At 64.0% G+C, this 26,571-nt stretch carries 28 protein-coding genes; 5 read left to right on the top strand and 23 right to left on the bottom strand.

The genetic code is table 11. The features are described 5' to 3' along the window. Position 1: 1 nt before the first annotated feature. Together sdhC and MESOP_RS05215 are read right to left on the bottom strand one after the other, a co-directional pair. Positions 2-421: a succinate dehydrogenase, cytochrome b556 subunit gene (gene sdhC, locus MESOP_RS05220; protein ID WP_013892280.1), complete on the bottom strand. Its 420-nt coding sequence runs from the start codon at positions 419-421 to the stop codon at positions 2-4. Positions 422-664: 243 nt separating this feature from the next. Then, a complete protein-coding gene (locus tag MESOP_RS05215) occupies positions 665-1,090 on the bottom strand; it encodes a hypothetical protein (protein WP_013892279.1) in 426 nt (141 codons plus the stop codon). A gap of 328 nt (positions 1,091-1,418) precedes the next feature. Here MESOP_RS05215 and MESOP_RS05210 point away from each other — a divergent pair, with 328 nt between their 5' ends. After that, on the top strand, positions 1,419-1,781 hold the full coding sequence (locus MESOP_RS05210; protein ID WP_013892278.1) for a hypothetical protein: 363 nt from the start codon (positions 1,419-1,421) through the stop codon (positions 1,779-1,781). A gap of 88 nt (positions 1,782-1,869) precedes the next feature. Here the strand turns inward: MESOP_RS05210 and MESOP_RS05205 are convergent, their stop codons facing one another. Further along, on the bottom strand, positions 1,870-3,081 hold the full coding sequence (locus MESOP_RS05205; protein ID WP_041164003.1) for a GGDEF domain-containing protein: 1,212 nt from the start codon (positions 3,079-3,081) through the stop codon (positions 1,870-1,872). A gap of 76 nt (positions 3,082-3,157) precedes the next feature. Further along, complete coding sequence (locus MESOP_RS05200) at positions 3,158-4,354, bottom strand: GGDEF domain-containing protein (protein ID WP_041164002.1); 1,197 nt, start codon at positions 4,352-4,354, stop codon at positions 3,158-3,160. A gap of 146 nt (positions 4,355-4,500) precedes the next feature. Between MESOP_RS05200 and MESOP_RS05195 the strand changes: the two genes are divergently transcribed. After that, the gene (locus tag MESOP_RS05195) at positions 4,501-4,818 is read left to right on the top strand and encodes a hypothetical protein (protein ID WP_013892275.1); all 318 of its coding nucleotides are present in this window, start codon (positions 4,501-4,503) and stop codon (positions 4,816-4,818) included. Between the two features lie 39 nt (positions 4,819-4,857). Here MESOP_RS05195 and leuC read toward each other — a convergent pair whose 3' ends face one another. From leuC to rplS, 7 genes are all read right to left on the bottom strand, one after another. Continuing rightward, entirely contained in the window at positions 4,858-6,267 is a 1,410-nt protein-coding gene (leuC, locus tag MESOP_RS05190; RefSeq protein WP_013892274.1) for a 3-isopropylmalate dehydratase large subunit, read from the bottom strand. Positions 6,268-6,688: 421 nt separating this feature from the next. Continuing rightward, positions 6,689-7,324, bottom strand: a complete 636-nt coding sequence (locus MESOP_RS05185) for a class I SAM-dependent DNA methyltransferase (protein WP_013892272.1) — start codon at positions 7,322-7,324, stop codon at positions 6,689-6,691. Between the two features lie 55 nt (positions 7,325-7,379). Beyond that, on the bottom strand, positions 7,380-8,189 hold the full coding sequence (locus MESOP_RS05180) for an amino acid ABC transporter permease (protein ID WP_013892271.1): 810 nt from the start codon (positions 8,187-8,189) through the stop codon (positions 7,380-7,382). A 228-nt stretch (positions 8,190-8,417) separates the two neighbouring features. After that, entirely contained in the window at positions 8,418-9,215 is a 798-nt protein-coding gene (locus tag MESOP_RS05175; RefSeq protein ID WP_013892270.1) for a transporter substrate-binding domain-containing protein, read from the bottom strand. A 177-nt stretch (positions 9,216-9,392) separates the two neighbouring features. Continuing rightward, positions 9,393-9,929, bottom strand: coding sequence for a MarR family winged helix-turn-helix transcriptional regulator (locus MESOP_RS05170; protein ID WP_013892269.1), 537 nt, complete (start codon positions 9,927-9,929; stop codon positions 9,393-9,395). Then, the gene (locus tag MESOP_RS05165; RefSeq protein ID WP_013892268.1) at positions 9,926-10,339 is read right to left on the bottom strand and encodes an organic hydroperoxide resistance protein; all 414 of its coding nucleotides are present in this window, start codon (positions 10,337-10,339) and stop codon (positions 9,926-9,928) included. Before MESOP_RS05165 ends, MESOP_RS05170 begins: the two co-directional genes overlap by 4 nt. A 157-nt stretch (positions 10,340-10,496) precedes the next feature. Next, positions 10,497-11,048 carry a 50S ribosomal protein L19 gene (gene rplS / locus MESOP_RS05160; RefSeq protein WP_013892267.1) on the bottom strand — a complete coding sequence of 184 codons (552 nt, stop codon included), beginning with the start codon at positions 11,046-11,048 and terminating at the stop codon, positions 10,497-10,499. Positions 11,049-11,376: 328 nt separating this feature from the next. Between rplS and MESOP_RS05155 the strand changes: the two genes are divergently transcribed. After that, entirely contained in the window at positions 11,377-12,129 is a 753-nt protein-coding gene (locus MESOP_RS05155) for a sulfite exporter TauE/SafE family protein (RefSeq protein WP_013892266.1), read from the top strand. On the opposite strand, the gene trmD is transcribed toward MESOP_RS05155, so the two are convergent. Continuing rightward, a complete protein-coding gene (gene trmD / locus MESOP_RS05150; RefSeq protein WP_013892265.1) occupies positions 12,111-12,809 on the bottom strand; it encodes a tRNA (guanosine(37)-N1)-methyltransferase TrmD in 699 nt (232 codons plus the stop codon). The genes MESOP_RS05155 and trmD overlap by 19 nt on opposite strands. Then, on the bottom strand, positions 12,806-13,405 hold the full coding sequence (gene rimM / locus MESOP_RS05145) for a ribosome maturation factor RimM (protein WP_013892264.1): 600 nt from the start codon (positions 13,403-13,405) through the stop codon (positions 12,806-12,808). Before rimM ends, trmD begins: the two co-directional genes overlap by 4 nt. Before the next feature lie 235 nt (positions 13,406-13,640). Between rimM and MESOP_RS05140 the strand changes: the two genes are divergently transcribed. Beyond that, on the top strand, positions 13,641-14,579 hold the full coding sequence (locus tag MESOP_RS05140; RefSeq protein WP_013892263.1) for a tyrosine recombinase XerC: 939 nt from the start codon (positions 13,641-13,643) through the stop codon (positions 14,577-14,579). Positions 14,580-14,641: 62 nt separating this feature from the next. Further along, a complete protein-coding gene (locus MESOP_RS05135) occupies positions 14,642-15,712 on the top strand; it encodes a TraB/GumN family protein (RefSeq protein ID WP_041164532.1) in 1,071 nt (356 codons plus the stop codon). A gap of 3 nt (positions 15,713-15,715) precedes the next feature. Here the strand turns inward: MESOP_RS05135 and MESOP_RS05130 are convergent, their stop codons facing one another. The 10 genes from MESOP_RS05130 to MESOP_RS05085 all read right to left on the bottom strand — a co-directional run bounded on the left by MESOP_RS05130 (position 15,716) and on the right by MESOP_RS05085 (position 26,570). Next, the gene (locus tag MESOP_RS05130; protein ID WP_013892261.1) at positions 15,716-16,192 is read right to left on the bottom strand and encodes a DUF2867 domain-containing protein; all 477 of its coding nucleotides are present in this window, start codon (positions 16,190-16,192) and stop codon (positions 15,716-15,718) included. Positions 16,193-16,902: 710 nt separating this feature from the next. After that, the gene (gene lpdA, locus MESOP_RS05125; protein ID WP_013892260.1) at positions 16,903-18,309 is read right to left on the bottom strand and encodes a dihydrolipoyl dehydrogenase; all 1,407 of its coding nucleotides are present in this window, start codon (positions 18,307-18,309) and stop codon (positions 16,903-16,905) included. A 23-nt stretch (positions 18,310-18,332) separates the two neighbouring features. Next, positions 18,333-19,088, bottom strand: coding sequence for an SDR family oxidoreductase (locus tag MESOP_RS05120; protein WP_013892259.1), 756 nt, complete (start codon positions 19,086-19,088; stop codon positions 18,333-18,335). Further along, a complete protein-coding gene (locus MESOP_RS05115; RefSeq protein ID WP_013892258.1) occupies positions 19,085-19,594 on the bottom strand; it encodes a hypothetical protein in 510 nt (169 codons plus the stop codon). Before MESOP_RS05115 ends, MESOP_RS05120 begins: the two co-directional genes overlap by 4 nt. Next, the gene (locus MESOP_RS05110; protein ID WP_013892257.1) at positions 19,594-20,310 is read right to left on the bottom strand and encodes a DUF4241 domain-containing protein; all 717 of its coding nucleotides are present in this window, start codon (positions 20,308-20,310) and stop codon (positions 19,594-19,596) included. Before MESOP_RS05110 ends, MESOP_RS05115 begins: the two co-directional genes overlap by 1 nt. 16 nt (positions 20,311-20,326) lie before the next feature. Further along, positions 20,327-21,619, bottom strand: a complete 1,293-nt coding sequence (gene odhB, locus MESOP_RS05105) for a 2-oxoglutarate dehydrogenase complex dihydrolipoyllysine-residue succinyltransferase (RefSeq protein ID WP_013892256.1) — start codon at positions 21,617-21,619, stop codon at positions 20,327-20,329. A gap of 45 nt (positions 21,620-21,664) precedes the next feature. Further along, positions 21,665-24,652: a 2-oxoglutarate dehydrogenase E1 component gene (locus MESOP_RS05100; protein WP_013892255.1), complete on the bottom strand. Its 2,988-nt coding sequence runs from the start codon at positions 24,650-24,652 to the stop codon at positions 21,665-21,667. A 130-nt stretch (positions 24,653-24,782) separates the two neighbouring features. Beyond that, entirely contained in the window at positions 24,783-25,685 is a 903-nt protein-coding gene (gene sucD, locus MESOP_RS05095) for a succinate--CoA ligase subunit alpha (protein ID WP_013892254.1), read from the bottom strand. A gap of 12 nt (positions 25,686-25,697) precedes the next feature. Continuing rightward, on the bottom strand, positions 25,698-26,195 hold the full coding sequence (locus MESOP_RS05090; protein ID WP_013892253.1) for a DUF1579 family protein: 498 nt from the start codon (positions 26,193-26,195) through the stop codon (positions 25,698-25,700). Positions 26,196-26,198: 3 nt separating this feature from the next. Then, the gene (locus tag MESOP_RS05085; protein WP_013892252.1) at positions 26,199-26,570 is read right to left on the bottom strand and encodes a cupin domain-containing protein; all 372 of its coding nucleotides are present in this window, start codon (positions 26,568-26,570) and stop codon (positions 26,199-26,201) included. Position 26,571: the final 1 nt, after the last annotated feature.

Genomic DNA, 26,571 nt, shown 5'->3' with positions numbered 1-26,571 from the left:
ATCAGGCTCCCCGCGCCATGTAACCGGCGACCCAGATCAGCAATGTGAGCAGGATCGAGCCGGCCAGCGTTGCCCAGGCGATCTTCGATGCCGTGTCCTTTTCAAGACCGGCGCCGGTGTCCCAGACAAGGTGGCGCACACCGCCCAGCATGTGGTGCATCAGCGCCCAGGTGTAGCCGAACAGGATGAGCCGGCCGAGCCAGGTGCCGAAGGCCCAGTTGACCCAGTCGAAGGCGCCTTGCGAGCTTGCCGCCGCCATCAGCCAGATCGCGACCAGCAGAGTGCCGAAATAGAGCGCACCGCCGGTGATGCGATGGATGATCGACATCGTCATGGTGATCGGCGGCCGGTAGATCGTCAGATGCGGCGACAGCGGCCGTTCACGTCTGGCATTGGCGCGGGTGGCTGGTGATCTGCTCATGGCTCCCCCAGTTCGACGTCCGGAGCCGCGATGGAAAGCGGCATTTGCCGCCCTGATGTATGACTTCGGACAGCGGGTTTCTAATGCTCTTTTTGCACCGCGTCAAAGCCAGAAAATCGTTTTGGAAACGTCATTTAGTCTGACAAAAAAGCAGGCTAGGGCTTCAATCGATTAGGGGCTGCTAGCCCCCGCCGCGCTCGATGTCGCTGCAGTGCAGCATACGCAAGTCGTTAGCCGTGCGATCTATCGCCTGCAGGTCCGCGGCGTCGAACCCCTCTTCATCACCAGCGCCTCGCGCCCGTCGATCACGATTGCGTTATGCGTGGCGGCTTCCTGATAGCGGCTGGACTGGTTGGCGGGCGACGCCACGAATTCTTCGGTCGCGCCATCCGGCTCGATCACGCGCAACGACGAGCCGAGATTCTGAATGGTGATCGCGCTGCCATTGCCGCATCCATAGGTTCCCGTACCCACTGCGGATCGCGGCGCGGTAAGGTCGGTGGTGATCTTCGTTGGCGATGTCGGAGGCGCCACGGCTGCCATGGATTGCTGAGCCGGCGCGGGCGAGACGGTGTTGGCCGCCTTCGGCGCATTGTCCTGCGGCACACAGGCGGCAACGATGGCGAGCAACGGAAGAAAGGACACCCAAACCGTCCGGCGTAGCGCCATATGCTGTCCTCCCCTGCGGCAAACTAGCCGCGATGCTTTGCCAAGATCAAGGTCGACCCGATGGCTGGCGGCGATGGTGCGGCCAAGCATGGCCGAATGATGGCCGCGGGGTTTTCCCTCAAGTCGGAAATTAACCATGTTTGGCGAGACATCGCGGGCAATCGCGACGGCCTCTTAACAAAGGTTAAGAAAAGGTTAATTTCTGATTCGAGGAGCCAATGCATGTCGCCCAAAAACGCGTCAGCGGTTTTGGGACAATGGCATGCATCCAAACAAGGATTAAGGCGCGTCGCGACGCGCTTTGGCCTTTAACCATCAGGAGGACGCCATGCGTTCCAACTCTGGCAGCTCGCGCCTCGCGGCGCTCATCGTGGCGGCCTCGGTCGCCGGCCTGGCGACACCCGCACTTGCGGGGGCTCGCCACCAGGATCGCGTCTACGCCGATTCCTTCGGCAATCTCGTCATCGACAGCGCCGCCGGCTACAAACGCATCATCGTCGGCGAAGGCAAGCTCGCCAAGCAACTATCCGACTACACCAGCGCCGGCCAGCCCAAGGTGATCTACCAGGACGAAGCCGACGAGATATCGGGGGACGGCGATTGCTACCGGCCGCCGGTCTTCGTCAAAGGTCGCAGCTATATGTACGGGCTTTCCGAAGGCGAGATGCCCGAACTCAGCCCCTGCCGCTAGAGCATGATCCCGAAAAGTGGGAACCGGTTTTCGGAAGAGATCATGCTCCAAGAAAAGAGTTGGATCAGGATGACGGTCCAACCAAACGTCATCCTGATCTGGAACTCACGACGATTGCGTTAGCCGGCCACTCGCCTCCCGGTCCGGCTGAGACACGTACGCAGTCGCGACCGGCATTCTTCGCCAGATAGAGCGCCTCGTCGGCACGCCGCATGAGATCGGCAACGGTTTCGCCCGGATGTAGTTCGGCAACCCCGAAGCTCGCCGTGCAGCGATTGTCGGCCGGCAGCCCGTCGATGGGCAGCGTGCCGAACGCGCTGCGCGTGCCCTCGGCGAACAGCCGGGCGCCGGCAAGGTTGGTTCCCGTCAGGATGATGGCGAACTCCTCGCCACCGATCCGGCCCGCGGCGTGGTGGCCGGCGGCGGCCTCTCGAAGGAGGCCGGCGAAGGTCTCGATCACCCGGTCGCCGGACGCATGGCCGAAACCGTCGTTTATGCTCTTGAAATGATCGAGATCGGCAATCACCAAGGCGACCGGCACGCCTTGCCGCACGGCGCCGAGCACCGCCAGTTCGGCCTGGCGCGTGAAGCCACCGCGATTGAACAACCCCGACAGCGTATCCACCTCCGACTTCGAGATCACTTCGACCAGCACATCGCGAGCCAGTATGGCCAGCGTCAGCAGTGCCAGCGCCAGCGCGAAGACGGTGCCGAGCGACTGCGACACCAACGCGTAGTTGCTTTGCAGGTAGGCCTGCGGATTGGCGCCCCAGCCGCCCAGCGCATGGGCGATGAACGGCTTGGAGGCGAACTGCAGGCCACTGGCCGCGAGCACCGCCATCAATATGAGATCGAGCCGGCCACGCCTTTGCCTTGACGACCAGACGATGGCCAGCCCGACGAACTGCATGATGGCATAGGGAAGCTGGTAGGCCATCATGCGGACCAGCGACTGGCGCGGCAGGTCCTGGACGAAATAGACGGCGACGGTGGTGGCGAAAAGGAAGAACAGCATCGGCGACCATGGCGGCGCCACGCCGTATTTGCGGGCCAGCCCGCCATTGAAGGCGATGGTGGCGGCAAGGAAGACCGCGAAGGCGGCGACCACCGGGAGCCGCGCATCGGTGAAGGCGGGAATGCTGAATTCGATGGCCGAATAGACCATGCCCAGCAGGTAGCCGAAGGCAAACCAGCGCGCCGGCGCGCGGCCGGCATCATGCAACGCGACCGCCATGAAGGCAGCCGCCAGTAAGCCGGCAACCGACAGGTTGATCAACAGGATGAAGTTGGCGCCGCTCATCTTCTTTTCAAACCCCGAGCCCCACCTAAGCATCGACGGGCGAAAAAGACGTTAACGCGAGGCCGGGCGCGCCGGATCAGCTCGCCTTGAGCGGCTCCGCCACGAACACCGTTTCCGGTCGCTCGTAAGACAGGCGCACACTGTCGCGGCCGTTCTTCTTGGCTTTGTAGAGCGCCTCGTCGGCGCGGCGCATCAGAGGCTCCAGCGCCTCTCCGCCGCTGCGCGCCGCCACGCCGAAACTGGCGGTGACCTTGGTGCCCGGAGGAAGCCCGTCGACGCTGCCGGCCGAATAAAGCGTGCGCACGGCCTCGGCGAACAATCGCGCCGACGCGAGATCGCTGAGCGGCAGGAGCACCGCGAACTCCTCGCCGCCGATGCGCCCCGCGGCACCCCGCGTCCCGGCCGCCGCCTGAAGCTTGGCGGCGAAGTCGGCGATCACGCGGTCGCCCGCCGCATGGCCATGCACATCGTTGAGCGCCTTGAAGTGGTCGAGGTCGGCCAGCACCAGGGCCACCGGGAATTTTGCCCTGGCGCAAGTCTCCAGCAGCCTCGCGGCGCGCTCCTCGAAACCACGGCGGTTGAGCAGGCCCGACAGCGGATCGGTAAACGTTTCGGTCTTCAGCGCCTTCATCACGTCGAGTGCGGCGGCGGTGAACAGGCAGAGCGCGATCAGCAGCGACAAAAGCGCGTGCGACAGCAGCGCCGTCGTCCAGTAGGACGAACCATAGAACCCGTCATAGCTGGCAAACGGGCCGTGCGCGATGACCACGACGAGAGTGCGCACGAAGAAGTTGACGCCCGACAGCAGCGACAGCACGAACAGGATTTTTTCCGTCGGGCCGTTATTACGCACCGGTCTGAGTTCGGCGGCGACCAAGAGACTGATGCCGCCGAAGGCGAAATTCATCGCCAGGATACGCCAGGTGAGATCCGGCGCCACGAACAGGAACCAACAGAAGGACACCAGTCCGCCAAGCGCCAGAACGCCGATCCCGACATAAGGCACCTTGCGGCCGTAGCGGGCGACAATGGCGCTGGACAGGCAGCAGCCGGCAATGGCGAAGCAGATGTTGGACACCAGCTTGGTCAGCACCATGCCGATTGGCAAGGTGAAATACTGGAACAGAAAGCCCGGCGCCGAGACGCAGTAACTTATCGCCAGCACGGCCAGATAGGGACGATGGCGCTGATGGGCCCATAGCACGAGGAAGGCCGCGCCGAGTGCCAGCGCGATCGTCGGATTGAGCAGCGCTATCAACAGACCGGTGTCCAAAGGACGATGACTTCCCCTCGCTGACGTCAGGGAAGACCTTAGAGCGCAAGCGCAAACAAGCGGTTAAGCCCGGGCCAAGTCTCGACATATTGTCAGGGAACCCCAACCCGCGGCCAGCGTTCTGAGGTCACAATCGGGAGCAGCCCATGGCCGACATGATTACACTGACCGACCACGAAGCAATCCGCTCGTGGGCTGCCGGACGAGCCGGTTTTCCCGCGATCGTCGATATATCGCCCGAAGCGGGAACACAGCCCATGTTGAGGCTGGTCTTTGGCCAGCATGCCTACCAGGATCAGGACCAGCCGGAACGGCCGATCAATGCCGGAGGCTATGAACTCGTCGAATGGGACGAATGGTTCAGGCTCTTCGAAGAGCAGCAGTTGGCGCTTGTGGTCGCTTCCGACCAGCCGGGACGCCGGGAGGAGTTCCACGAGCTCGTCCGCCGCGACGGAAAACCCTGAACCCGAGCCCGCGCGGCTCGGGTTCTGTTGAAGTTGGGATTATTTCCAGTCGCGGATGTCGACGAAGTGGCCGGCGATCGCCGCCGCCGCCGCCATCGCCGGCGACACCAGATGGGTGCGGCCCTTGAAACCCTGCCGGCCCTCGAAATTGCGGTTCGAAGTCGAGGCGCAGCGCTCATGCGGCTTCAGCCGGTCGTCGTTCATGGCCAGGCACATCGAGCAGCCCGGCTCGCGCCAGTCGAAGCCGGCGGCGAGGAAGATCTTGTCGAGACCTTCCGCTTCCGCCTGTTCCTTGACCAGGCCGGAGCCCGGCACGATCATCGCATCGACATGTGCGCTGACCGTCTTGCCTTCGACCACCTTGGCGACGGCGCGCAGATCCTCGATACGGCCATTGGTGCAGGAGCCGATGAAGACGCGGTCGAGCGCGATGTCGGTGATCTTCGTCCCCGGCGTCAGGCCCATATAGTCGAGCGCGCGCTGCTTGGAGGTGCGCTTGTTCTCATCGGTGATGTCGGCCGGGTTCGGCACGATGCCTTGCACCGAGACGACATCCTCGGGCGACGAACCCCAGGAGACGATCGGCGGCAGCTTGGCCGCGTCGAGCACGATCACCTTGTCGAAATGCGCCCCTTCGTCCGACTGCAGCGTCTTCCAGTATTCGAGTGCTGCATCCCAGGCAGCGCCCTTCGGCGCGCGCGGCTTGTCCTTGACATAGGCGAAGGTCGTCTCGTCGGCGGCGATCAGGCCGGCGCGCGCGCCGCCCTCGATCGACATGTTGCAGATCGTCATGCGGCCTTCCATCGACAGCGAGCGGATCGCCTCGCCGGCGTATTCGATGACATAGCCGGTGCCGCCGGCGGTGCCGATCTCGCCGATGATGGCCAGGATGATGTCCTTGGCGGTGACGCCTTCCGGCAGCACGCCGTCGACACGCACCAGCATGTTCTTGGCCTTGCGCTGGATCAGCGTCTGCGTCGCCAGCACATGCTCGACCTCGGAGGTGCCGATGCCGTGCGCCAATGCGCCGAAAGCACCGTGGGTCGAGGTGTGGCTGTCGCCGCAGACGATGGTCATGCCGGGCAAGGTAAAGCCCTGCTCGGGACCGATGATGTGGACGATGCCCTGGCGGATATCGTTCTCGGAATAATATTCGACGCCGAAATCCCTGGCGTTCTTGGCCAGCGCCTCGACCTGGATGCGGCTTTCCTCGTTCTTGATGCCGAACTTGCGCTCGGGCGAGGTCGAGACATTGTGATCGACCACGGCCAGCGTCTTTTCCGGATGCCGGACCTTTCGGCCGCTCAGGCGCAGGCCTTCGAAGGCCTGCGGGCTCGTCACTTCATGGACGAGGTGGCGATCGATGTAGAGCAGGCAGGTGCCGTCGTCCTGGCGGTCGACGACATGGTCGTCGAATATCTTGTCGTAGAGGGTGCGCGGTGCGCTCATGTGCGTAAATCCGTCGATATGAGAATGGAAAGGAGCAAATGCCGGCAGGTTGGATCCGGCACAACGACCTGGACAGGTCGGCCTAGCTAAGTCGGCTGGTCAGCGCGCCGCTGACGCGCGCGGAAAAGCGCGACGGCAGGCGTTTTCTGTCCTGCAGCACGAACCCCTTGTAGGCCGGATCGCCAAAAAGCTCTTCCATGGCGTGGCTCATATCAATGTTTTGGCTTTTCGGCAATTGCGGCGTGGCGCGGCGCGGCTTTCCCTTCTCCCCTTGTGAGAGAAGGTGGATCGCCGCGCAGCGCCGAGACGGTTGAGGGGTGCGCGAAGGATCTCCGTCTTTGCCAAGCTGGAAACACCCCCTCATCCGACCTCGCTTCGCGAGGCCACCTTCCCCCACAAGGGGGAAGGAAGAACTCGCAGCTCACAGCACCTCGAACACAAACGTCTTCACCAGCGCATCCGGCTCAGCGATCGCGTAACAGCGAAACCACGGGCTTTGCTCCACAGGCCGCCATTTCCTTGTCCGCTCCAGCTCATCGAACGCCGCCTGAAAACCGCCGTTTTCGAACACCTGGTCGCGCACGGTGAAGATGGCGTGGCCGCCCTTTCTGGTGATACGCACCAGCTCGTGCAGGCCCGAGGCCGGCGCGTGGCTGATGGTGAAGACGCCAGTCGAGAAGAAGGCGCGGAAATACCCGTCCGGCCATGGCAACGGCCCGCCAAGCATCGCCTGCTTCAGCTCGCCATAGGCGTTGCGGCTGCCGGCGATCTTCAGCATGTCGTCCGAGAGATCGAGCCCGGCAATGTCGCCGTAACCCAACGCCTTCAGCGACGGCCCCGACAAGCCGGTGCCGCAGCCGGCGTCGAGCAGCGGCCCTTCACCCGCCGGCACGTGGCGCGCCACCCAGGCGGTGATCAGGAACGGCAGCAGGTAGCCGAGCGAGGCGGTTTCGCTGTCATAGGTCGCGGCCCATGCGGCGTAGGCCTCTTCAAGCGCTTCCGGCGTGTCGGCGCCGTAGACGGAATCCAGCGCGGCATTGGCCTTGTCGACGATCATGAAACCTCCCAACCAGATATGTCGGGATGATCGTAACGCCGTCCTTGTCCAAAAACTATTCCTCGTGCTGGCGACGCAGCCGCCGCTCCAGCGCCCTCAGCGCCAGCGACAGGCCGACGGTCAGGATGAGATAGATGTAGGCTGTTATCGAATAGGTCTCGAAGAAGCGAAAGGAGCCGGCGGCATAGACCTTGCCCATCTGGGTGATATCGGCGACGCCGAGCACCGAGACCAGTGAGGAATCCTTGACCAGGGCGACGAAATCATTGCCCAGCGGCGGCAGGATGGTGCGGATTGCCTGCGGGAACACGATCAGCCGGAAGCGTTGCGCGCGGCTCAGCCCGAGCGCCTTCGCCGCCTCGATCTGGCCTTTTTCGACAGCCTGGATACCGGCGCGGAAAACCTCCGAGATAAAAGCCGAGTAGCCGATGGTCAGCGCCATGACTGCGCGCCACAAAAGCGACACGTCGCGCACCAGAAGCTCGCCGAACAGGCCGGCATTCTGCAGCGGCGCGGTCAGCGCGTTCCAGGCCGCGACGAAGGCCGGCGCGCCGGCGAAGGCGATCCAGAACAAAAGCACCAGGATCGGCACGCCGCGGATGATCTCGACATAGAAGCGGGCGATCTGCCTTAGCCAGCGCGAGCCCGACAATCCCATCAGCGCAATACCGAGACCAATGGCGGACGCCAGCGAAAAGGCGACAACGGTGACGAAGACGGTGACGCCGATGCCCTTGGCGACCGTGGCGAAGACCTGGGCATAAAGGTTGCTGGTGGCGATGAACAAGGCCGCCGCCAGGGCCAGTGCTGCGGCAACCGCAAGCCACCAGGGGAAGTCGGGCTTGGAGGAGGACAGAGGTGCCATCAGGCAATGCTGACAAGGCAGATATCGCGAAGGTCAGGTGCCAAGGCGCCCCCCTCTGTCCTGCCGGACATCTCCCCCTCAAGGGGGGAGATTGGCAGCCTCGTCGGCGGTACTCTTCTTACAACATTGCTGATTAGCGAAATCGGAAAAGACATCCGATCTCCCTCCTTGAGGGGGAGATGCCCGGCAGGGCAGAGGGGGGCGTTCAAGCGCAAAGTCAGCGGGAAATCACTGCCCCATCTTGTAGTCAAGGAACCACTTCTTGTTGAGCGCATCGAAGGTCCCATCCGCCTTCAGCGCCGCGATCGCTGCGTTGACCGGCTTCACCAGGTCGGACCCCTTCGGGAAGATGAATCCGAAATCCTCGGTGCCGAGCGGGCCGCCGATCAGCTTCAGCTTGCCCTCGGAAGCATCGACATAGCCCTTGCCGGCGGTGCCGTCGGTCAGCACCACGTCGACGTCGCCGGACTTCAACGCCTGCACCGTGGCGCCGAAGGTCTCGAACAGCTTGATGCGCGGGTTCTGCTCGTTGCCATCGAGCACGCTGTAGACGGCGGTGTAGAAGGGCGTGGTGCCGGCCTGCGCGCCGATCAGCCCGTCCTTGAAGGCGCCGAAGGTCTTGGCATCGGTGAAGCGGCTCTCATCGCCACGCACCAGCATGAACTGTTCCGAGCGCATATAGGGGTCGGAGAAATCGACCTTCTGCTTGCGGTCGTCCTTGATGGTGATGCCGGTCATGCCGATGTTGTACTGGTTGTCGGAAACCGCCTGGATCATCGCATCCCAGGAGGTGTTCTGGTATTCGACCTTGAAATTGAGCCGCTTGGCGATTTCGTCCATCGCGTCATATTCCCAGCCGATCTGCTTGCCGGTCTTGGCATCGATGAATTGCAGCGGCGGATAGGCGTTCTCGGTCACCACCACTACCTTCTTGCCGCCGAGATCGGGCAGCGCCTGCGCGAGGGCGGCAACGGGCGTCAGGATGAGGGCAAGCAGGCCGGCCAGCAGCAGTTTCGATTTGATCATGACACACTCCCGAAAATTGAAAGCGCCCGGACATCGGCCGGGCTTGCAGGAAAATCCGCGCCGACTTTAGCTTGCCGCAAGCGCCACGCAAGACGGTCCGCTGCGTCGGTGCAGGCGAAAAGGGATTCCGATGCCCTCAATCGATGAATTTCGGGCCGGGAATTTCGGGGTGATCGGCTACACCGAGTCAGGGGTCAACGCTTCCGCGTCCGCCGGCCGGTCATCGGCGATGGCGCCGCGCATGCTTGAAACGAGGCGGGTGAGTGTCGCGTGCAAGGCTTTCACGTCGCCCGGCTCCAGCGGCACGGCGCAAGCCAATGCGGTGGACACGTCCTTCATGCGCGCGCGCAACGCCTGGCCCTTGGCCGTCGGTTCCACCAGCACGCGGCGCTCGTCCGCGGCGTCGCGCCGGCGAGTGACGAGACCGCCTGCTTCCATCCGCTTGATCAGCGGCGTCAGCGTGGCCGAATCCAGGCCCAGCGCCACGCCCAGCTCACCAATCGTGCTTGGCGTGCGCTCCCACAGCGCCAGCATCACCAGATATTGCGGATAGGTCAGACCAAGCGGCTCGAGCAGCGGCCGATAGACCTTGGTCATCAGCCCGCTCGCCGAATAGAGCGCGAAACAGAGCTGCTGGTCGAGCCGCGGCACGGGAAACGTCCCGGCGGCCTCCGCCGGGACGTCGCTGGCACCTCTTGTGGTCTTTCCCGTCATACCGCCCTTACCGAAAGCGCTACGTCGATGTTGCCCTTGATGGCATTCGAATAGGGGCAAACATTATGCGCCTCCGATACAAGCGCTTCCGCCGCCGCCTGATCAAGGCCTTTCGTCTTCACCGCGAGCGCGACGCCGAGCTTGAAGCCTTCGCCATTGGGAAGAAGGCTGACGGTAGAGGTTATCGCGGCATCCTCGAGCGGCAGCTTCTGCTTACGCGCGATGAAGCGGACGGCGCTTTCGAAGCAGGCGGCGTAGCCGACGGCGAAAAGCTGCTCGGGATTGGTGGCGCCACCCGGCCCGCCGAGCTCCTTGGGCATTGCCAGATCGACCTTGAGCAGGCCGTCGCTGGTCTCGCCATGGCCGGCGCGGCCGCCGGTGACGTGAGCCTGTGCCGTATAGAGTGCCATATCAAATCTCCAATTATCGTGCGCACGATTGTTTAGTACACAAGATAATATGCCGTCAACGCCCCGCATCCGATTTCCGGGGCCGAAAGCGTTCACGGTCTGGTGAAACGAAAAAAGGCGGCCGAAGCCGCCTTTTCGAATGTACTTTCCGAAACCCTTATTCGGCCGGGGTCGCTTCCGCGGCGGCCTTGGCTGCTGCCTCGGCCTCGGCGGCTGCCTTCTTCTCGGCGGCTTCCTTGGCGGCAGTCTCGGCGGCCAGCGCCTGGGCAGCGGCGACCTTCTCGGCCTCGATGCGGGCCTTCTCGGCGTTCAGCGCATCGCGCTCTTCATCGTTGAGCTTGCGGGCGCGCACGCCGGTGTTTTCCGAAATACGGGCCGACTTGCCGCGACGGTCGCGCAGGTAATAGAGCTTGGCGCGACGCACCTTGCCGCGACGCACGATCTCGACGCCCTCGACCATCGGCGAGTAGACCGGGAACACGCGCTCGACGCCTTCGCCGTAGGAGATCTTGCGGACGGTGAAATTTTCCTGGAAACCGGAACCTGCGCGGGCGATGACGACGCCCTCATAGGCCTGGACGCGGGTGCGGGTGCCTTCGGTCACGCGGACCTGGACGCGCACGGTGTCGCCGGGCTGGAACTCGGGAAGCTTGCGCTTGGCTTCGATCTTGGCGGCCTGTTCGGCCTCGAGCTGACGGATGAGATCCATCTCAATAATCCACTTCTTGTTCTTCCGACAGTCAGAGCGTCCGACACTCGCCTTGCAGTTCCAATGACCGCTCGGCTATGTCCTTTGTCGAGAAGACATCCATCTTCAGACATCGGACAGGGGCGACTACACCGTCATTGTTGACGGGCCCGGCAGATTTTTCTTGCCGGTACGGGCGGGCACATACAGCTATTTCAGCACTTTGTCACGCCCGCGCCAGAGACTTTTTTGCCGGCATGGCCCCATTGTAATACCGTTCGTGCCGGGTTGCGCTGGTCACCGGGGCTTTCTAAGCCTGACATAACACAGTTTTCCACGGCGGCATTCCATGTCTGTTCTCGACGCCACCCTGCTTTTCCTGGCGGGCTTCCTGTCAGGCGCCGCCAACGCGGTCGCCGGCGGCGGCACCTTCATCACCTTCGGCGCCATGACATTGGTCGGCGTGCCGCCGATCGTCGCCAACGCGACCTCCTCGGTCACGCAATTTCCAGGCTATATCACTTCGACGCTCGCCTATTGGACCGACATCAAGCATTTCTGGCGCGGTGCCCTGCTGCTGTGCCTGATCTCGGCTGCCGGCGCATTGGCCGGCGCCTTCATCCTTCTGGCGCTGTCCAACCCGTCCTTCCGCGCCATGGTGCCGTGGCTGCTGCTGGCGGCGACGGCGCTTTTCGCCGCCGGGCCTTGGCTGAAGCCGGCACCGAAACCAGGGCATGAGGCGGCCGTCGGCTCACTTGCCGGTTCGCTGGCGCAGTTCGCCACCGCCATTTATGGCGGCTTCTTCGGCGCCGGCATGGGCGTGATGATGCTGGCGACGCTCGGCCTGACTCAGGCCGGCGACTACCACCGGCTGAACGCGCTGAAGAACATGCTGGCCGTGGTCATCGCGGCGGTCGCCATCGTCGTCTTCGTCTCGGGCGGCGTCGTCGCCTGGCCGCAGGCGATCGTCATGATCCCCGGCGGGGCGCTCGGCGGCTATGCCGGCGTGTGGATCGCCAAGCGCGTGCCGCAGAACGTGGTGCGCGGCTTCGTCATCGCGGTCGGCCTGTTCCTAGCCTTCTACTATTTCAGCAAAGGCTGATCGCCGAACAGATCCGGCCGGCGTTCTTTCGTCAGTTTCTCGGACTCCGCCCGCCGCCAAGCGGCGATCTTCTTGTGATTGCCCGAAATCAGCACTTCGGGGATCTCCCGACCCTCGAATTCCTGCGGCCGCGTGTAATGCGGGTGTTCGAGCAGGCCGTTTTCAAAACTCTCTTCTTCGCCCGACACCGCATTGCCCATGACCCCGGGCAACAGCCGCACCACCGCGTCGAGCAGCACAAGTGCTGCAGGCTCGCCGCCTGAGAGGATGAAATCGCCGATCGAGACTTCCTCCAATTCCCGCGCGTCGATCACTCGCTGGTCGACGCCTTCGAAGCGGCCGCACAGGATGACGGCTCCCGGCCCGGCGGCGAGTTCGCGCACGCGCGCCTGCGTCAACGGCTTTCCGCGTGGGCTCATCAGCAGGCGCGGACGCAAATCGCCCTCAGGAGAGGCGTGGTCGATCGCCCTGGCGAGCACATCGGCGCGCATCACCATGCCGGCGCCGCCGCCGGCCGGCGTGTCGTCGACGGTGCGATGCCTGTCGGTGGCGAAGTCGCGGATCTGGATTGCTTCCAGCGACCAGGTGCCGGCCTCGAGCGCCCGCCCGGCCAGCGACAGGCCGAGCGCGCCCGGGAACATCTCGGGATAGAGCGTCAGCACCGAAGCCTTGAACGTCACCGGTTGCCCCCGGCATCGCGCGGCCCGCGCGGCCGGCCCTTCGGGTCGAAATCCTCTTCACGCGGCGGCTCGCCATCCTCGTCCTCGACAAGCCCGGCCGCAGCCGGGTCGATGCGGACAAAACCCTCGGCGATCGACACCTGCGGCACGGCGGCCTGCGTGAACGGAATCAGCACGCCCTTGCGGCCGCCCAGCGTCACATCGAGAATGTCGCCGCCGCCGAAATTGTGCACCGCGACCACCTTGCCGAGCGCCGCACCCGTATCGTCGCGGACCTCCAGCCCGATCAGGTCGGCATGGTAGAATTCGTCCTCCTCGCCGTCGTCGGGCAGCATCGAACGGTCGACGAACAGTTCGGTGCCCGCAAGCGCCTCGGCGGTATTGCGGTCGGTGACACCCTTGAAACGTACCACGACGACCGTGTTGGCGGGTCGGATGTCGATGATCTGGAAGGCACGGCCGTCCCGGGAATAGAGCGGCCCATAGTCGGCCAGCGCCATCGGCTCGCCGGTGAAGGTCTTCACCCTGAGTTCGCCCTTGATGCCATGGGCGGCGCCGATCACGGCCATCTGGACGGGGTTTTGCGGCTTGCTCATGGCGCTTTACTTTCGTCATCCACGGGCGGAGCAGGCGCGAAGCGACTGCGCAGACCCGAGGATCCATTCCGTTACGGTGACCAGTACGCAAGGCGGTTCAGGAGCCAATCACCAAGGTTTGGATTTGCCACCGATCGACTGTCTCCTAGCCCCACAGGGCTGCGATTTCAATGACGGCCTCTTCACCGCTTCCTAACCCGGGTGCCCGAAAATGGCAGCGAACCGGAACGACACCATGCAGGAATTCCTCATCCCGGCAAAACCCGATCTGCAGGCAGCACGCGAAGGCTGGCTGAAGATGCTCGCGCGAGAACGTCGGCTGTCACCCGAGACGGTGGAAGCCTATGAGCGCGACACCCGCCAGTTCCTGCATTTCCTCACCGGCCATTGCGGCGGATCGCCCGGCATTTCCGACATTGCCAATCTGCGCCCGGCCGACCTGCGCGGCTTTCTCGCCGCCCGCCGCAACGCCGGCGCCGGCGCCCGCACGCTTGGCCGGGGTCTCGCCGGCATCCGCTCGCTGCTGCGGTTCCTCGAACGGCGTGGCCTCGCCAATGCCGCCGGGGCGGCAGCCTTGCGTGCGCCGCGCCAGCCCAAATCCCTGCCCAAGCCGCTGACGGCAAGCGATGCCAAACATGTGGTGTCGGTGGAAGGCCAACTTGCCGAAGAACCTTGGATCGCCGCCCGCAACGCCGCCGTGCTGACGCTGCTCTATGGCTCCGGCCTGCGCATTTCGGAAGCGCTTGGCCTCGCCGGCGCCGATCTGGCGTCGGAAGCCGACACCGTGCTGCGTGTTACCGGCAAGGGCGGCAAGACACGGCTGGTGCCGGTGCTGCCGGTGGCGCTCAGGGCAATTGCCGAATACCGCCGGCTCTGCCCCCATCATCTCGACCCGAAGGGGCTGTTGTTTCGCGGTGCGCGCGGCGGCCCGCTCAACCCGGCCATCATCCAGCGCGACATGGCCAAGCTGCGCTCGGCGCTCAACCTGCCGGACACCGCGACGCCGCACGCGCTGCGCCATTCCTTCGCCACGCACCTGCTCGGCCGCGGCGGCGATTTGCGCACCATCCAGGAACTGCTCGGCCACGCCAGCCTGTCGACGACGCAGATCTACACCGGCGTCGACACGACGAGGCTGCTGGAAATCTACGAATCGGCGCACCCTAGGGCGTGAACCCTTCAATTTTGCAGTGCCAGTTAACCGTTTTGCCGCTTTTTGCGCTTACCAACGGTGTCATGAAACGCGTCATCGCCATCGCCGACCGCGCAGCGCACGTCTCGCTGAAACTGCTCGTCGCGCTCAACATCCTGTTTTTCCTGTCGTTCCTCGCCGTCCTGCTGTTCGCGGCCGGCAGGGCGCATGCCGAGATCCCGACTTGCACCGGCGCCGACATGGTGTCGGCCCTGCAGAAGAATGACCCGGCCGCCTACCAGAAGATCGAGGCCGAAGCCACCGCGACGCCGAACGGCAAGGGCCTGCTGTGGAAGCTCGAGAAGCCGGGCGAACAGCCATCCTTCCTGTTCGGCACCATGCACATGACCGATCCGCGCGTCACCACGCTGCCGCCGGCCGCACAGAAGGCTTTTGACGCCGCCGGCACCATCATTATCGAGACCACCGACGTGCTCGACAAGCAGAAGATGATGACGGCGATGCTGAAGGAGCCGGACCTGATGATGTTCACGGACTCCACGACGCTGTCGTCCCTGCTGAAGCCGGACGAAGCGGCCGCCATGAACGCCGCGCTCGACGCACGCGGCATCCCGCCGGCCACCGTCGCCAAGATGAAGCCGTGGATGCTGTCGGCCATGATGGCGCTTCCGGCTTGCGAGCTCGCCCGCCAGTCCGGCGGCGCGCCGGTGCTCGACGTCAAGCTGGCCGAAAGCGCCAAGGCTGCCGGCAAGCCGGTGGAGGGATTGGAAACGGCCGAGAGCCAATTGCGCGCCATGGCTTCCTTGCCGCTCGCCTTTCACATGAAAGGCCTGGTCGACACGCTGAAGCTGGGCGACAAGGTCAACGACATCAACGAAACCATGATCGTGCTCTATCAGCGTGGCGACACCGGCATGTTCTGGCCGCTGTTCCGCGCCGCCATGCCGGAGGAGCAGAACGACGCCTCAGGCTATGCCGCCTTCGAGGAAACCATGATCACCAGCCGCAACAAGGTGATGGTCGACCACGCCGAGCCGATCCTGGCCAAGGGCAATGCGTTCATGGCGGTCGGCGCCCTGCATCTCCCCGGTCCGCAGGGACTGGTCGAGGATTTCCGCAAAGCTGGCTATACCGTCACTGCCGTGGGGCTTTAAGCCCTATTTGATCAAGACCTGAGCCAGCATCGCCGGAACGATCATGCGGTGGAACGGCATGATGATGGCGAGATACGTCCGCCCAAACAGATTGTGCGTCTTCACGATCGTCGACGCCGCCACCTCCTGCCGGCCCGCGCCGAGGTCGTTCACCTCCACCAGGATGCGGAAATCGAGATGCCGGTCGTCCAGGCCAAGGACGACCCTGCCATGTGCCTGGCTGATGAGCGGAAATATGCCGATCCTGGTTTCCGGCGGTGCGTCGGGCTCCGCCCCCGTTTTCAGCCCAAATGGCTTGACGGCGAGGTTGCGTAGCCGCGTAAGCCGGTCGACCCATCGCGGTGTCCGCCCCAGGACGCGTTCGGCCGCGCCAATGGCGGTCAGGGCAAGGCCATCGGTTGTCAGCACGTATCGGTCGGCGAACTGAGCGCCGGCAAGATCGCCTTCGGGATCGGGAAAAGTCTGTGCAGTGATCGTCATGCCGGCAATCCCCAACAACCAACGATAGCATCCGTTGGCTTGGCTCGCTGCGTGGCGAAACGCCGCCGTCCGGCGAGGCACCAGTGCTCGAAATCAAGCTGGCGGGAGGCGCCATCTTCCAGTCCTGAGCGACTGGTCGAGGATTTCCGCAAAGCCGGCTATACTGTCACCGCCGTCAATTGAGTCGGACGGCAGCGGAGGGCCACAGGCGCCGTGTTTCCGGCGGTTTGCTCCGCTAGCGTGAAACCCATTCAACGGTTGCGCGTTGATGGCTGTTGATTGATCATTTTCATCCACGGAGGACACTTTTATGGCGAATCCATCAAACGACACTCCCAGGCCGAGTGGCGGCAGCGGTGGCAGTCCCTGGCTGATTGCGCTGGTCGTGGTTATCCTGGCGATTGTCGCTTATTATGTTTTCGGAAGAAGTGGCGAACACCCGGCACCCGCCGAACCGCCAGCGGCCAGCACACCGGCCCCGGCGCCCGCGCCGGCTGAACCGATGAAGCCAGCCGAACCAGCGCCTGCGCCCGCTCCGGCACCAGCACCAGCCCCGGCGCCGGCTCCGGCTCCGGCGCCCGCCCCTGCGCCAGCACCGGCTCAGTAATCGGCTCGAAATCGAATACAAACGGCCCGCCGAAAGGCGGGCCGTTCTGTTTTTGGGCCGTTGGAGACTTTGACGCCAAGCTACTCCCGCGCGTTGGTCGCCTTTAAATGTGGATCGGCTTGAAGAACGTCGCCAGCGCCGCTTCCTTGACCGCTTCCGACATCGTCGGATGCGCATGGCAGGTGCGGGCGAGGTCTTCCGACGAGCCGCCGAACTCCATTAGCACCGCCGCCTCGTGGATCATCTCACCGGCGCCGAAGCCGACGATATGAACGCCAAGCACGCGGTCGCTCGTCTTGTCGGCAAGGATCTTCACGAAACCGTCGGTGTGCAGCATGGCGCGTGCCCGGCCGTTGGCGGTGAACGGGAATTTGCCGGCCTTGTAGTCGATGCCGGCCTTCTTCAGCTCTTCCTCGGTCTTGCCGACCGAGGCGATTTCCGGGCTGGTGTAGACGACGCTCGGGATGACGTCGTAGTTCACATGGCCGGCCTGCCCGGCAATGGTCTCGGCCACCGCCACGCCCTCGTCCTCGGCCTTGTGCGCCAGCATCGGCCCGGCGATGACGTCGCCGATGGCGTAGATGCCGGGCACATTGGTCCTGAGATGACCGTCGGTCTTGACCCGGCCGCGCTCGTCGGCCTCGACACCCGCTTCCTTCAGGCCGAGCGTGTCGGAATAGGCGCGGCGGCCCGTGGCGATCAGCACCACGTCGGCATCGATCGTCTCGGCAGCGCCGCCCTTGACCGGCTCGAAGGTGACGCTGACGCCCTTCTTTGCCTTGGCGACGCCGGTGACCTTGGCGCCGAGCTTGAACTCGAAGCCTTGCTTGGAGAGCAGGCGCTGGAACTGCTTGGAGACCTCGCCGTCCATGCCGCCCAGGATGGTGTCGAGGAACTCGACCACGGTGACCTTGGCGCCGAGCCGCGCCCAGACCGAGCCGAGCTCGAGCCCGATGACGCCGCCGCCGACCACCACCAGATGGTCGGGAACCTTCGCCAGCGACAGCGCGCCGGTCGACGACACGATGACCTTTTCGTCGAAGTCGACCTTGACCCCGGGAATGCCGGCGACGTCCGAACCTGTGGCGATGACGAGGTTCGCCGTCTCGATCTCCTCGACCTTGCCGTCCTCGCCGGTCACCGAGACCTTGCCGGCCGCGACTACCTTGCCGGTGCCGCGGAAACTATCGATCTTGTTCTTCTTGAACAGGAAGGCGACGCCGTTGACGTTGGACGTAACCGTGGTGTCCTTGTGCGCCATCATCTTCTTCAGGTTGAGCTTCGGCGCCGGTATCTCGACGCCCAGCGTATCGAAGGAATGGCCGGCCTCGGCGAACATTTCGGAGGCATGGAGCAGCGCCTTGGACGGGATGCAGCCGATGTTGAGGCAGGTGCCGCCGAAGGTCGCGTTCTTCTCGACCACCGCGACCTTCAGCCCAAGCTGCGCCGCCTTGATGGCGCAGACATAGCCGCCCGGTCCCGATCCGATGATTACGACGTCATAAGCCATGTTAATTTCCCTTTGCTTGGCGCTCAACGGCCGCCGCTGACATTCAGGATCGCGCCCGTCGTATAGGACGCGGCGTCGGACAAGAGATAGAGGACCGCGCCCGCGACTTCATCCGCCGTGCCGGCTCTTTTCATCGGCAGCATGTCGCGGAACCGTTCCACCCGGTCCGGCTGCCCGCCGGAGGCGTGGATTTCGGTGTCGATAATACCGGGCCGCACCGCGTTAACACGAATGCCTTCCAGCGCCACCTCGCGGGCGAGCCCGATGGTGAGCGTGTCGACGGCACCCTTGGAGGCGGCATAGTCGACATATTCGCCGGGCGAGCCCAAAGTCGCGGCCGCCGACGAGATGTTGACGATGGCGCCACCCGAACCGCCATAGCGGGTCGACATGCGCTTCACCGCCTCGCGGGCGCACAGGAACGCACCGACGACATTGACGCGCATCATGCGTTCCAGCCGCGCGACATACATCTCGTCGACCCGCGCCTTGAGATCGACGATGCCGGCATTGTTGACGAAGGCATCGAGCCGGCCATAGGCGCGGTCGACGGCACCGAACATGGCCACGACATCGGACTCCACGCCGACATTGCCCTTGACCGGAAACGCTTCTCCGCCGGCGGCCCTGATCTGGGCAACGAGCGCGTCGGCGGCATTCCGGTTCGTGGCGTAATTGACCGCGACGCGGTAACCGGCCTTGGACCCGAGCCGGCAGATCGCGGCGCCGATGCCACGGCTGCCGCCGGTAACCAGCAGCACCTTTTGCGCCTCACTCATTCCTGGCACCCCTTCAAGGCAAACACATCCCACGGCACTTTCGAAAACCCGCCGCCGCCATACAGTTTGGACTGGCGCAGCGCCGGACCGAGATCCGGCAGGATCAGCGTCTTCGGCGCTTCGACACCCTCGGCCGGCAGCAGGCCAATGCCGCCCTTGTCGTCCGACGTGTAGATGACGCCATGCCAAAGCGTACAGGCGGCAAGTTCATCCCCGGTAGCATCGCCCTCCGGGCATTTGTACATCAGCGCGCCATTCGGCCGCGCCACGCCTTCGTTCCACATGACGATTCCGTTCAGCACCACATTGTTGTCGAGGATCATGCGGAATGTGTTGGTGACGGTGGCAGAGGTGCCGGTCGGCGTGAAGTCTATTTCGCTGCCGCTTTGAGCATCGCCATAGACGGCGAGTTCGATGGGGCAGGCAGCATGAGCAACGGAAGCCGCTACGAGAGAAACTATCGACCCAGCGATAAATCCGATCATGGGCGAAGCGACGTTTGTCATCAGCTAGCCCGATCACCTTCTCGGCCGTCGGCGTTCTCCAGCACCTCGAAATCGGTCATCAAGACCAGTGGTTCGCCAGTGGCGTCCAATCCCCAGAAGGACTTATACCCGCCGTCACCGAAACCAGTATCGAACATAGCGACGTTGAGCGGGTTTCCTTCCATCGGACTATCCATGCCAAACCTGTCGAGAGACCACGCAACATCAGCAAGATAGTCGTCAAGTTCTTCCTGGTCGGTCATCAACGTCAGGAGCGACTTGTCCATGAACGACGCGACAGCGTCATCCACGATAAATTCAAGAAATTCCGACTCATAAACCGGTGGGCGATCGCGAGCGAAGGTGGCCAATTCCCAGCTCACCGGCAAGCCGGTACCAAATCGCAAGACTGCCGCGGCAATGCGGCCCTGCGCCTGAAGCAGCATGACTGGGTAGCGTCCTGGCTTCACCTTGCGGCTGAACGCAGGCCGTCCTAGTCCGGTGATCAGCGGATCGCAGGCGACGATTTCGCCGGTCGGCAGCTCAAGCTCACCGATTGTGGTGGCGGTGATCTTCCGCTCCGCCATCTCGGCTTCGCTCAGGGCGAAGACGCCGAGATTGCTGCTGACCTCGGAGGCGTCCCAATCGGCGGGCGAAGCGACCAGAGGCCGATCGTAGAAAAGCCAGACGCGTCCACGCCGAAACCATCGGCGTAGTGTATCCGGCCAGCCGCTCATTGCGGATCAGCTCCGATCACAAATCCAGCACCAGCCGTTCCGGATCCTCCAGGCTTTCCTTGACTCGCACCAGGAAGGTCACCGCTTCCTTGCCGTCGACGATGCGGTGGTCGTAGCTCAGCGCCAAATACATCATCGGCCGGATCACGATCTGGCCACCGACCACCACCGGCCGGTCCTGGATCTTGTGCATGCCCAGAATGCCCGACTGCGGCGCGTTGAGGATCGGCGTCGACATCAGCGACCCGTAAACGCCGCCATTGGAGATGGTGAACGTGCCGCCCTGCATGTCGGCGACCGACAGCTTGCCGTCGCGCGCGGCGATGCCCAGCCGGCCGATCTCCTTCTCGATCTCGGCGATCGACATCTGGTCGGCATCACGCACGACCGGCACGACCAGGCCCTTCTCGGTGCCGACGGCGACGCCGATATGGGCGTAGTTCTTGAAGATGATGTCGGTGCCGTCGATCTCGGCATTGACCGAGGGGATTTCCTTCAGCGCGTGGGTGACGGCCTTGGTGAAGAAGCCCATGAAGCCGAGCTTCACGCCGTGCTTCTTCTCGAACACGTCCTTGTACTTGGTCCTCAGCGCCATCACCGCCGACATGTCGACCTCGTTGAAGGTGGTCAGCATGGCTGCGGTCGATTGCGCTTCCTTGAGCCGGCGCGCGATGGTCTGGCGCAATTTGGTCATCCGCACGCGCTCCTCGCGCGAGGCGTCGTCGCCGGAGGATGGCGCACGCATGGCAACCGGTGCTGGTGCCGCCTTCGGCGTCTCGGCCGGCTGCGACGGCGCGCCCTTCGAGATAGCATCGAGCACGTCGCCCTTCAACACCTGGCCGCGCTTGCCCGAGCCGGAAAGCTGATCAACAGACAGATTGTTCTCGGCGATCAGTTTGGCGGCGGCCGGCGCGGGCGGCATGGTGCGCGGCTCGACCGGGCCGGCATCGCCGGCGATCCTGGCGGTCTCGGCGGCGGCCTGCTTGGTGGTGTGCGCCGCGTCGGGGCTCGACGCCTGCGCCACCGCTTGGGGCTTGGCCTCCTGCTTGTTCGCGGGGGCAGCGCCAGCACCGCCCGCCGAAATCATCCCCAGCAAGGCGCCGACGCCGACCGTCTCGCCTTCCTTGGCGGTGATCTCGCCCAGCGTGCCTGCGGCGGCGGCCGGAACCTCCACCGTCACCTTGTCGGTTTCGAGCTCGACCAGCGGCTCGTCGACGGCAATGGCATCGCCGACCTTCTTGAACCATTTGCCAATGGTCGCCTCGGTGACGGATTCGCCGAGAGTGGGAACGCGGATTTCGGTAGCCATTGTGCCTGTCCGTTCTTTCGGTTTTGTTGTTCGCCCAGATCTTCTCTATTCACCAAGCGCGTCTTCGAGCAGGGCGGCGAGCTGGGCAAGGTGCTTGGACATCAGCCCGGTCGCCGGCGACGCGGACGCCGGCCGGCCGGTGTAGCGCACCCGCTGATGCTTGGCGTCGATATGTGCCAGCACCCATTCCAGATAGGGGTCGATGAACGACCAGGCGCCCATGTTCTTGGGCTCCTCCTGGCACCACACCATCTCGGCGTTGCGGAAACGCGACAATTCGGTGATCAGCGCCTTGGCCGGGAATGGATAGAGCTGTTCGACGCGCAGCAGATAGATGTCGTTGATGCCGCGCTTCTCGCGCTCCTCGTAGAGATCGTAATAGACCTTGCCCGTGCACAGCACGACGCGGCGGATCTTGGAATCCTTGGTGAGCTTGATCGGCTGGTTGGGCAAGAGCTGGGCGTCGTCCCACAGCAGCCGGTGGAACGAGCTTTCGCCCGAGATTTCCGGCAGCGTCGACACCGCCCGCTTGTGGCGCAGCAGCGACTTCGGCGTCATCAGGATCAGCGGCTTGCGGAAATCCCGCTTCAGCTGCCGGCGCAGGATGTGGAAGTAGTTGGCCGGCGTCGTGCAATTGGCCACTTGCATGTTGTCCTCGGCGCAAAGCTGCAGGAAGCGCTCCAGCCGTGCCGAGGAGTGCTCCGGGCCCTGGCCTTCATAGCCATGCGGCAACAGGCAGACGAGGCCCGACATTCTGAGCCACTTGCGCTCGCCCGAGGAGATGAACTGGTCGAACACCACCTGGGCGCCGTTGGCGAAGTCGCCGAACTGCGCTTCCCACAGCGTCAGCGCCTTAGGCTCGGCCAGGCTGTAGCCATATTCGAAGCCGAGCACCGCTTCTTCCGACAGCATCGAGTTGATGACTTCGTAGCCAGCCTGCGCCGCCGACAGATTGTTGAGCGGGATGTAGCGGGTCTCGTCGCGCTGGTCGTAGAGCACCGAATGGCGCTGCGAGAAGGTGCCGCGTTCGGAATCCTGCCCCGACAGGCGGATCGGGTTGCCGTCGAGCAGGATGGCGCCGAAGGCCAGCGCCTCGGCCGTCGACCAGTCGATGCCTTCGCCCGATTCGATCGCCTCGCGGCGGTTTTCGAGGAAGCGGATGATCGTCTTGTGCGCCTCGAAGCCCTTCGGCACCTCGGTCAGCTTCTTGCCGATCTCCTTCAGCGTCTTGACCGGCACAGCGGTCTTGCCGCGCCTTTGTTCGTCCTGGTTGTCGGCCGTGCGCAGGCCCGACCAGGCGCCGTCGAGCCAGTCGGCCTTGTTGGGCTTGTAGTGCTGGCCGACTTCCCATTCGGATTCCAGGTGTGCGCGCCAGTCGGCCTTCATCTGGTCGAGTTCGGCCTGGCTGATATGGCCCTCGGCGATCAGCCGTTCGCCATAGATCTGCACCGTCGTCTTATGGGTGCGGATGTTGCGGTACATGATCGGCTGGGTGAAAGCGGGTTCGTCGCCCTCATTGTGGCCGAAGCGGCGGTAGCAGAACATGTCGACCACAACCGGCTTGTGGAACTTCATGCGGAATTCGATCGCCACCTTGGTGGCATGCACCACGGCTTCCGGATCGTCGCCATTGACGTGGAAGATCGGCGCCTCGATCATCTTGGCGACGTCGGACGGATAGGGCGACGAGCGCGAGAAGCGCGGATTGGTGGTGAAGCCGATCTGGTTGTTGATGATGAAATGCAGCGTGCCGGCGACGCGGTGGCCACGCAGGCCCGACAGGCCGAGGATTTCGGCGATCACGCCCTGGCCGGCAAAGGCGGCGTCGCCATGCAGCAGCAGCGGCAGCACCTTGGCGCGCTCCTCCAGCGGCACGATCTCCTCGCGGCCGCGACCGAACAGAGAGTCCTGCTTGGCGCGCGCCTTGCCCATCACAACCGGATCGACGATCTCCAGATGCGAGGGGTTGGCGGTCAGCGACAGATGCACCTTGTTGCCGTCGAACTCGCGGTCCGACGAGGCGCCGAGATGGTACTTGACGTCGCCGGAGCCCTCGACCTCGTCAGGCGCAGCGGAGCCGCCCTTGAACTCGTGGAAAATGGCGCGGTGCGGTTTGGCCATCACCTGGCTGAGCACGTTCAGCCGGCCGCGGTGGGCCATGCCGAGCACGATCTCCTTCATGCCGAGCTGGCCGCCGCGCTTGACGATCTGTTCCAGCGCCGGAATCAACGCTTCACTGCCGTCGAGGCCGAAGCGCTTGGTGCCCTTGTACTTGACGTCGATGAACTGCTCGAAGCCTTCCGCCTCCACCAGCTTCGAAAGGATCGCCTTCTTGCCGGTGGCGGTGAAGGAGATTTCCTTGTCGGCGCCTTCGATACGAGCCTGGATCCAGGCCTTTTCCTCGGGATCGGAGATGTGCATGAACTCGACGCCGAGCGTCGAGCAATAGGTGCGGGTCAGGATCTCCAGCATCTGCCGGATAGAGCCGAATTCGAGGCCGAGCACGTTGTCGAGGAAGATCGGCCGGTCGTAGTCGGCTTCGGTGAAGCCGTAATTCTCGGGCGACAATTCATTGTAGTCCTCGAGCGGCTTGGCGATGCCGAGCGGGTCGAGATTGGCGTGCAGATGGCCGCGCATGCGGTAGGCGCGGATCATCATGATGGCGCGCACGGAATCGCGCGTCGCCTGGTGCACATCGGCATCGGACAGCACCACGCCGTTGGTGACCGCCTTGTCCTTGACCTTCTTTTCGATCGTCTTCTCGACGATGCCCCAATTGCCGTCGAGCGCCGACACCAGTTCGCCATTGGCCTGCAGCGGCCAGGAGGGCTTTGCCCAGGAAGCGCCCTTGGCATTCCTGCGCACATCGCCGGCATCGTCCTTCAGCCCGGCGAAGAACTCCTGCCACTCGGGATTGACCGAGGCGGGATCGTCCTCATAGGCGGCATAGAGCGCGTCGATGTAATCGGCGTTCCCGCCATAGAGGAATGAGGTGAGAGAAAACTGGTCGTTGGCCTGATCTTGTCTTGCCATGTCACTTAGCGGAGCCGCGCTCCGTCTCCTTGTCAGAGCGAATAGGGAGTAGCGAATAGCGAGTGGGGATTTCCCTGGGCCGCGCGCTACTTTGTTCTTCCCTATTCGCTATTCACTACTCACTACTCACTTAACCCTTGATCGCCTCGACCAGCGTCGTGCCCAGCCGTGCCGGCGACGGCGATACCTTGATGCCGGCCGATTCCATCGCCGCGATCTTGTCTTCCGCGCCGCCCTTGCCGCCGGAGATGACCGCGCCCGCGTGGCCCATGGTGCGGCCGGCCGGCGCCGTGCGCCCGGCGATGAAGCCGGCCATCGGCTTCTTGCGGCCACGCTTGGCTTCGTCCTTGAGGAACTGCGCGGCGTCTTCCTCGGCCGAACCGCCGATCTCGCCGATCATGATGATCGACTTGGTCTCGTCGTCGGCGAGGAACATCTCGAGCACGTCGATGAACTCGGTGCCCTTGACGGGGTCGCCGCCAATGCCGACGGCGGTGGTCTGGCCGAGGCCGACATTGGTGGTCTGGAACACTGCCTCATAGGTAAGTGTTCCCGAGCGCGAAACAACGCCGACCGAGCCCTTGCGGAAGATGTTGCCGGGCATGATGCCGATCTTGCATTCGTTGGGGGTGAGCACGCCCGGGCAGTTCGGCCCGATCAGCCGCGAGGCCGAGCGGTCGAGCCGCGCCTTGACCTTGATCATATCCATCACGGGGATGCCTTCGGTGATGCAGATGATCAGCGGGATCTCGGCCTCGATCGCTTCCAGGATCGCTTCGGCGGCACCCGCCGGCGGCACATAGACGACGGACGCATTGGCGCCGGTCTTTGCCTTGCCCTCGGCGACGGTGGCGAAGATCGGCAGGCTCTCGCCCTTCGAGCCGGTCCAGGTCTCGCCGCCCTTCTTGGGATGAATGCCGCCCACCATCTTGGTGCCGTGATAGGCCAGCGCCTGTTCGGTGTGGAACGTGCCGGTCTTGCCGGTCAGGCCCTGCACCAGCACCTTGGTGTTCTTGTCGACGAGAATGGACATCTGAGCCCTTTTCTAAAAACCGTTGATCGAGGAAGGCGAGACGCGCCGGTAGACGCCGCTCACCATGTCTTGCCAGCTATCGCTGCCGGCAGGTTTGAAATGCAGTCGCATGCGGTAGGTGTCGGCATCGTCAAAAATATATGTCACGCGCGCCGCGCCGCGCCGCGACGACCGTTCCAGAACCAGTTCGCTGCCGTCCCACGTGCCCGAGGCCGGCGATGTCGGCACAAAACCCATCGAATCGAACTGGTGCATGGTCACCGCACCGCTTTGCTGGTCGAAGCCGAACACATTGTGCGCGCCGAACGAAACCGTGCCGTCGCGGCGCTGGCGATAGCGCTGCACCACGAACAGGCCGCCGAACTGTGCCTCCGCCAGCACTTCGGAAGTCGCAGTGCCGGCATCGGCCCATTGCGTGCCCGAAACCTCTTCCTCGCCGCGCCACGCGCCGACCAGCGCCTGCAGGCGCTGGTGGTCGGCCGAGAGCGAGGAGAAGGGCGACGCATTCATGGCTCAGAGCCGCTTCAGGTCGGTGACGGTAAGATCGCTCTTGGCATTGCCGGTGTTGAGCGTCGTCGCCGGCTCGAACATCAGCACCACTGGCTCGGCGGTCAGCGAGCGCGGCCGGTGCTCGACGCCACGCGGCACGACGATGAAATCGCCCTCGCCAAGCTCGACCGGACCATCACGGAAATCGATGGCGATACGGCCGCGCAGCACGAGGAAGGCTTCGTCCTCATTGTCATGCGCGTGCCAGTCGAAGGCCTCGCCGAACTTGGCGACCTTGGCCTGGCTGTCATTGACGTCGCCGGCGATATGCGGATCGAAGACCCTGGTGATCTTTTGATCCGCCGCCTCGACCAGGTTTATCTTGCGCGGAGGCACC

It is taken from the genome of Mesorhizobium opportunistum WSM2075 (assembly GCF_000176035.2).
Taxonomy (GTDB): domain Bacteria; phylum Pseudomonadota; class Alphaproteobacteria; order Rhizobiales; family Rhizobiaceae; genus Mesorhizobium; species Mesorhizobium opportunistum.
This window is presented reverse-complemented; position numbering and strand designations above follow the sequence as displayed.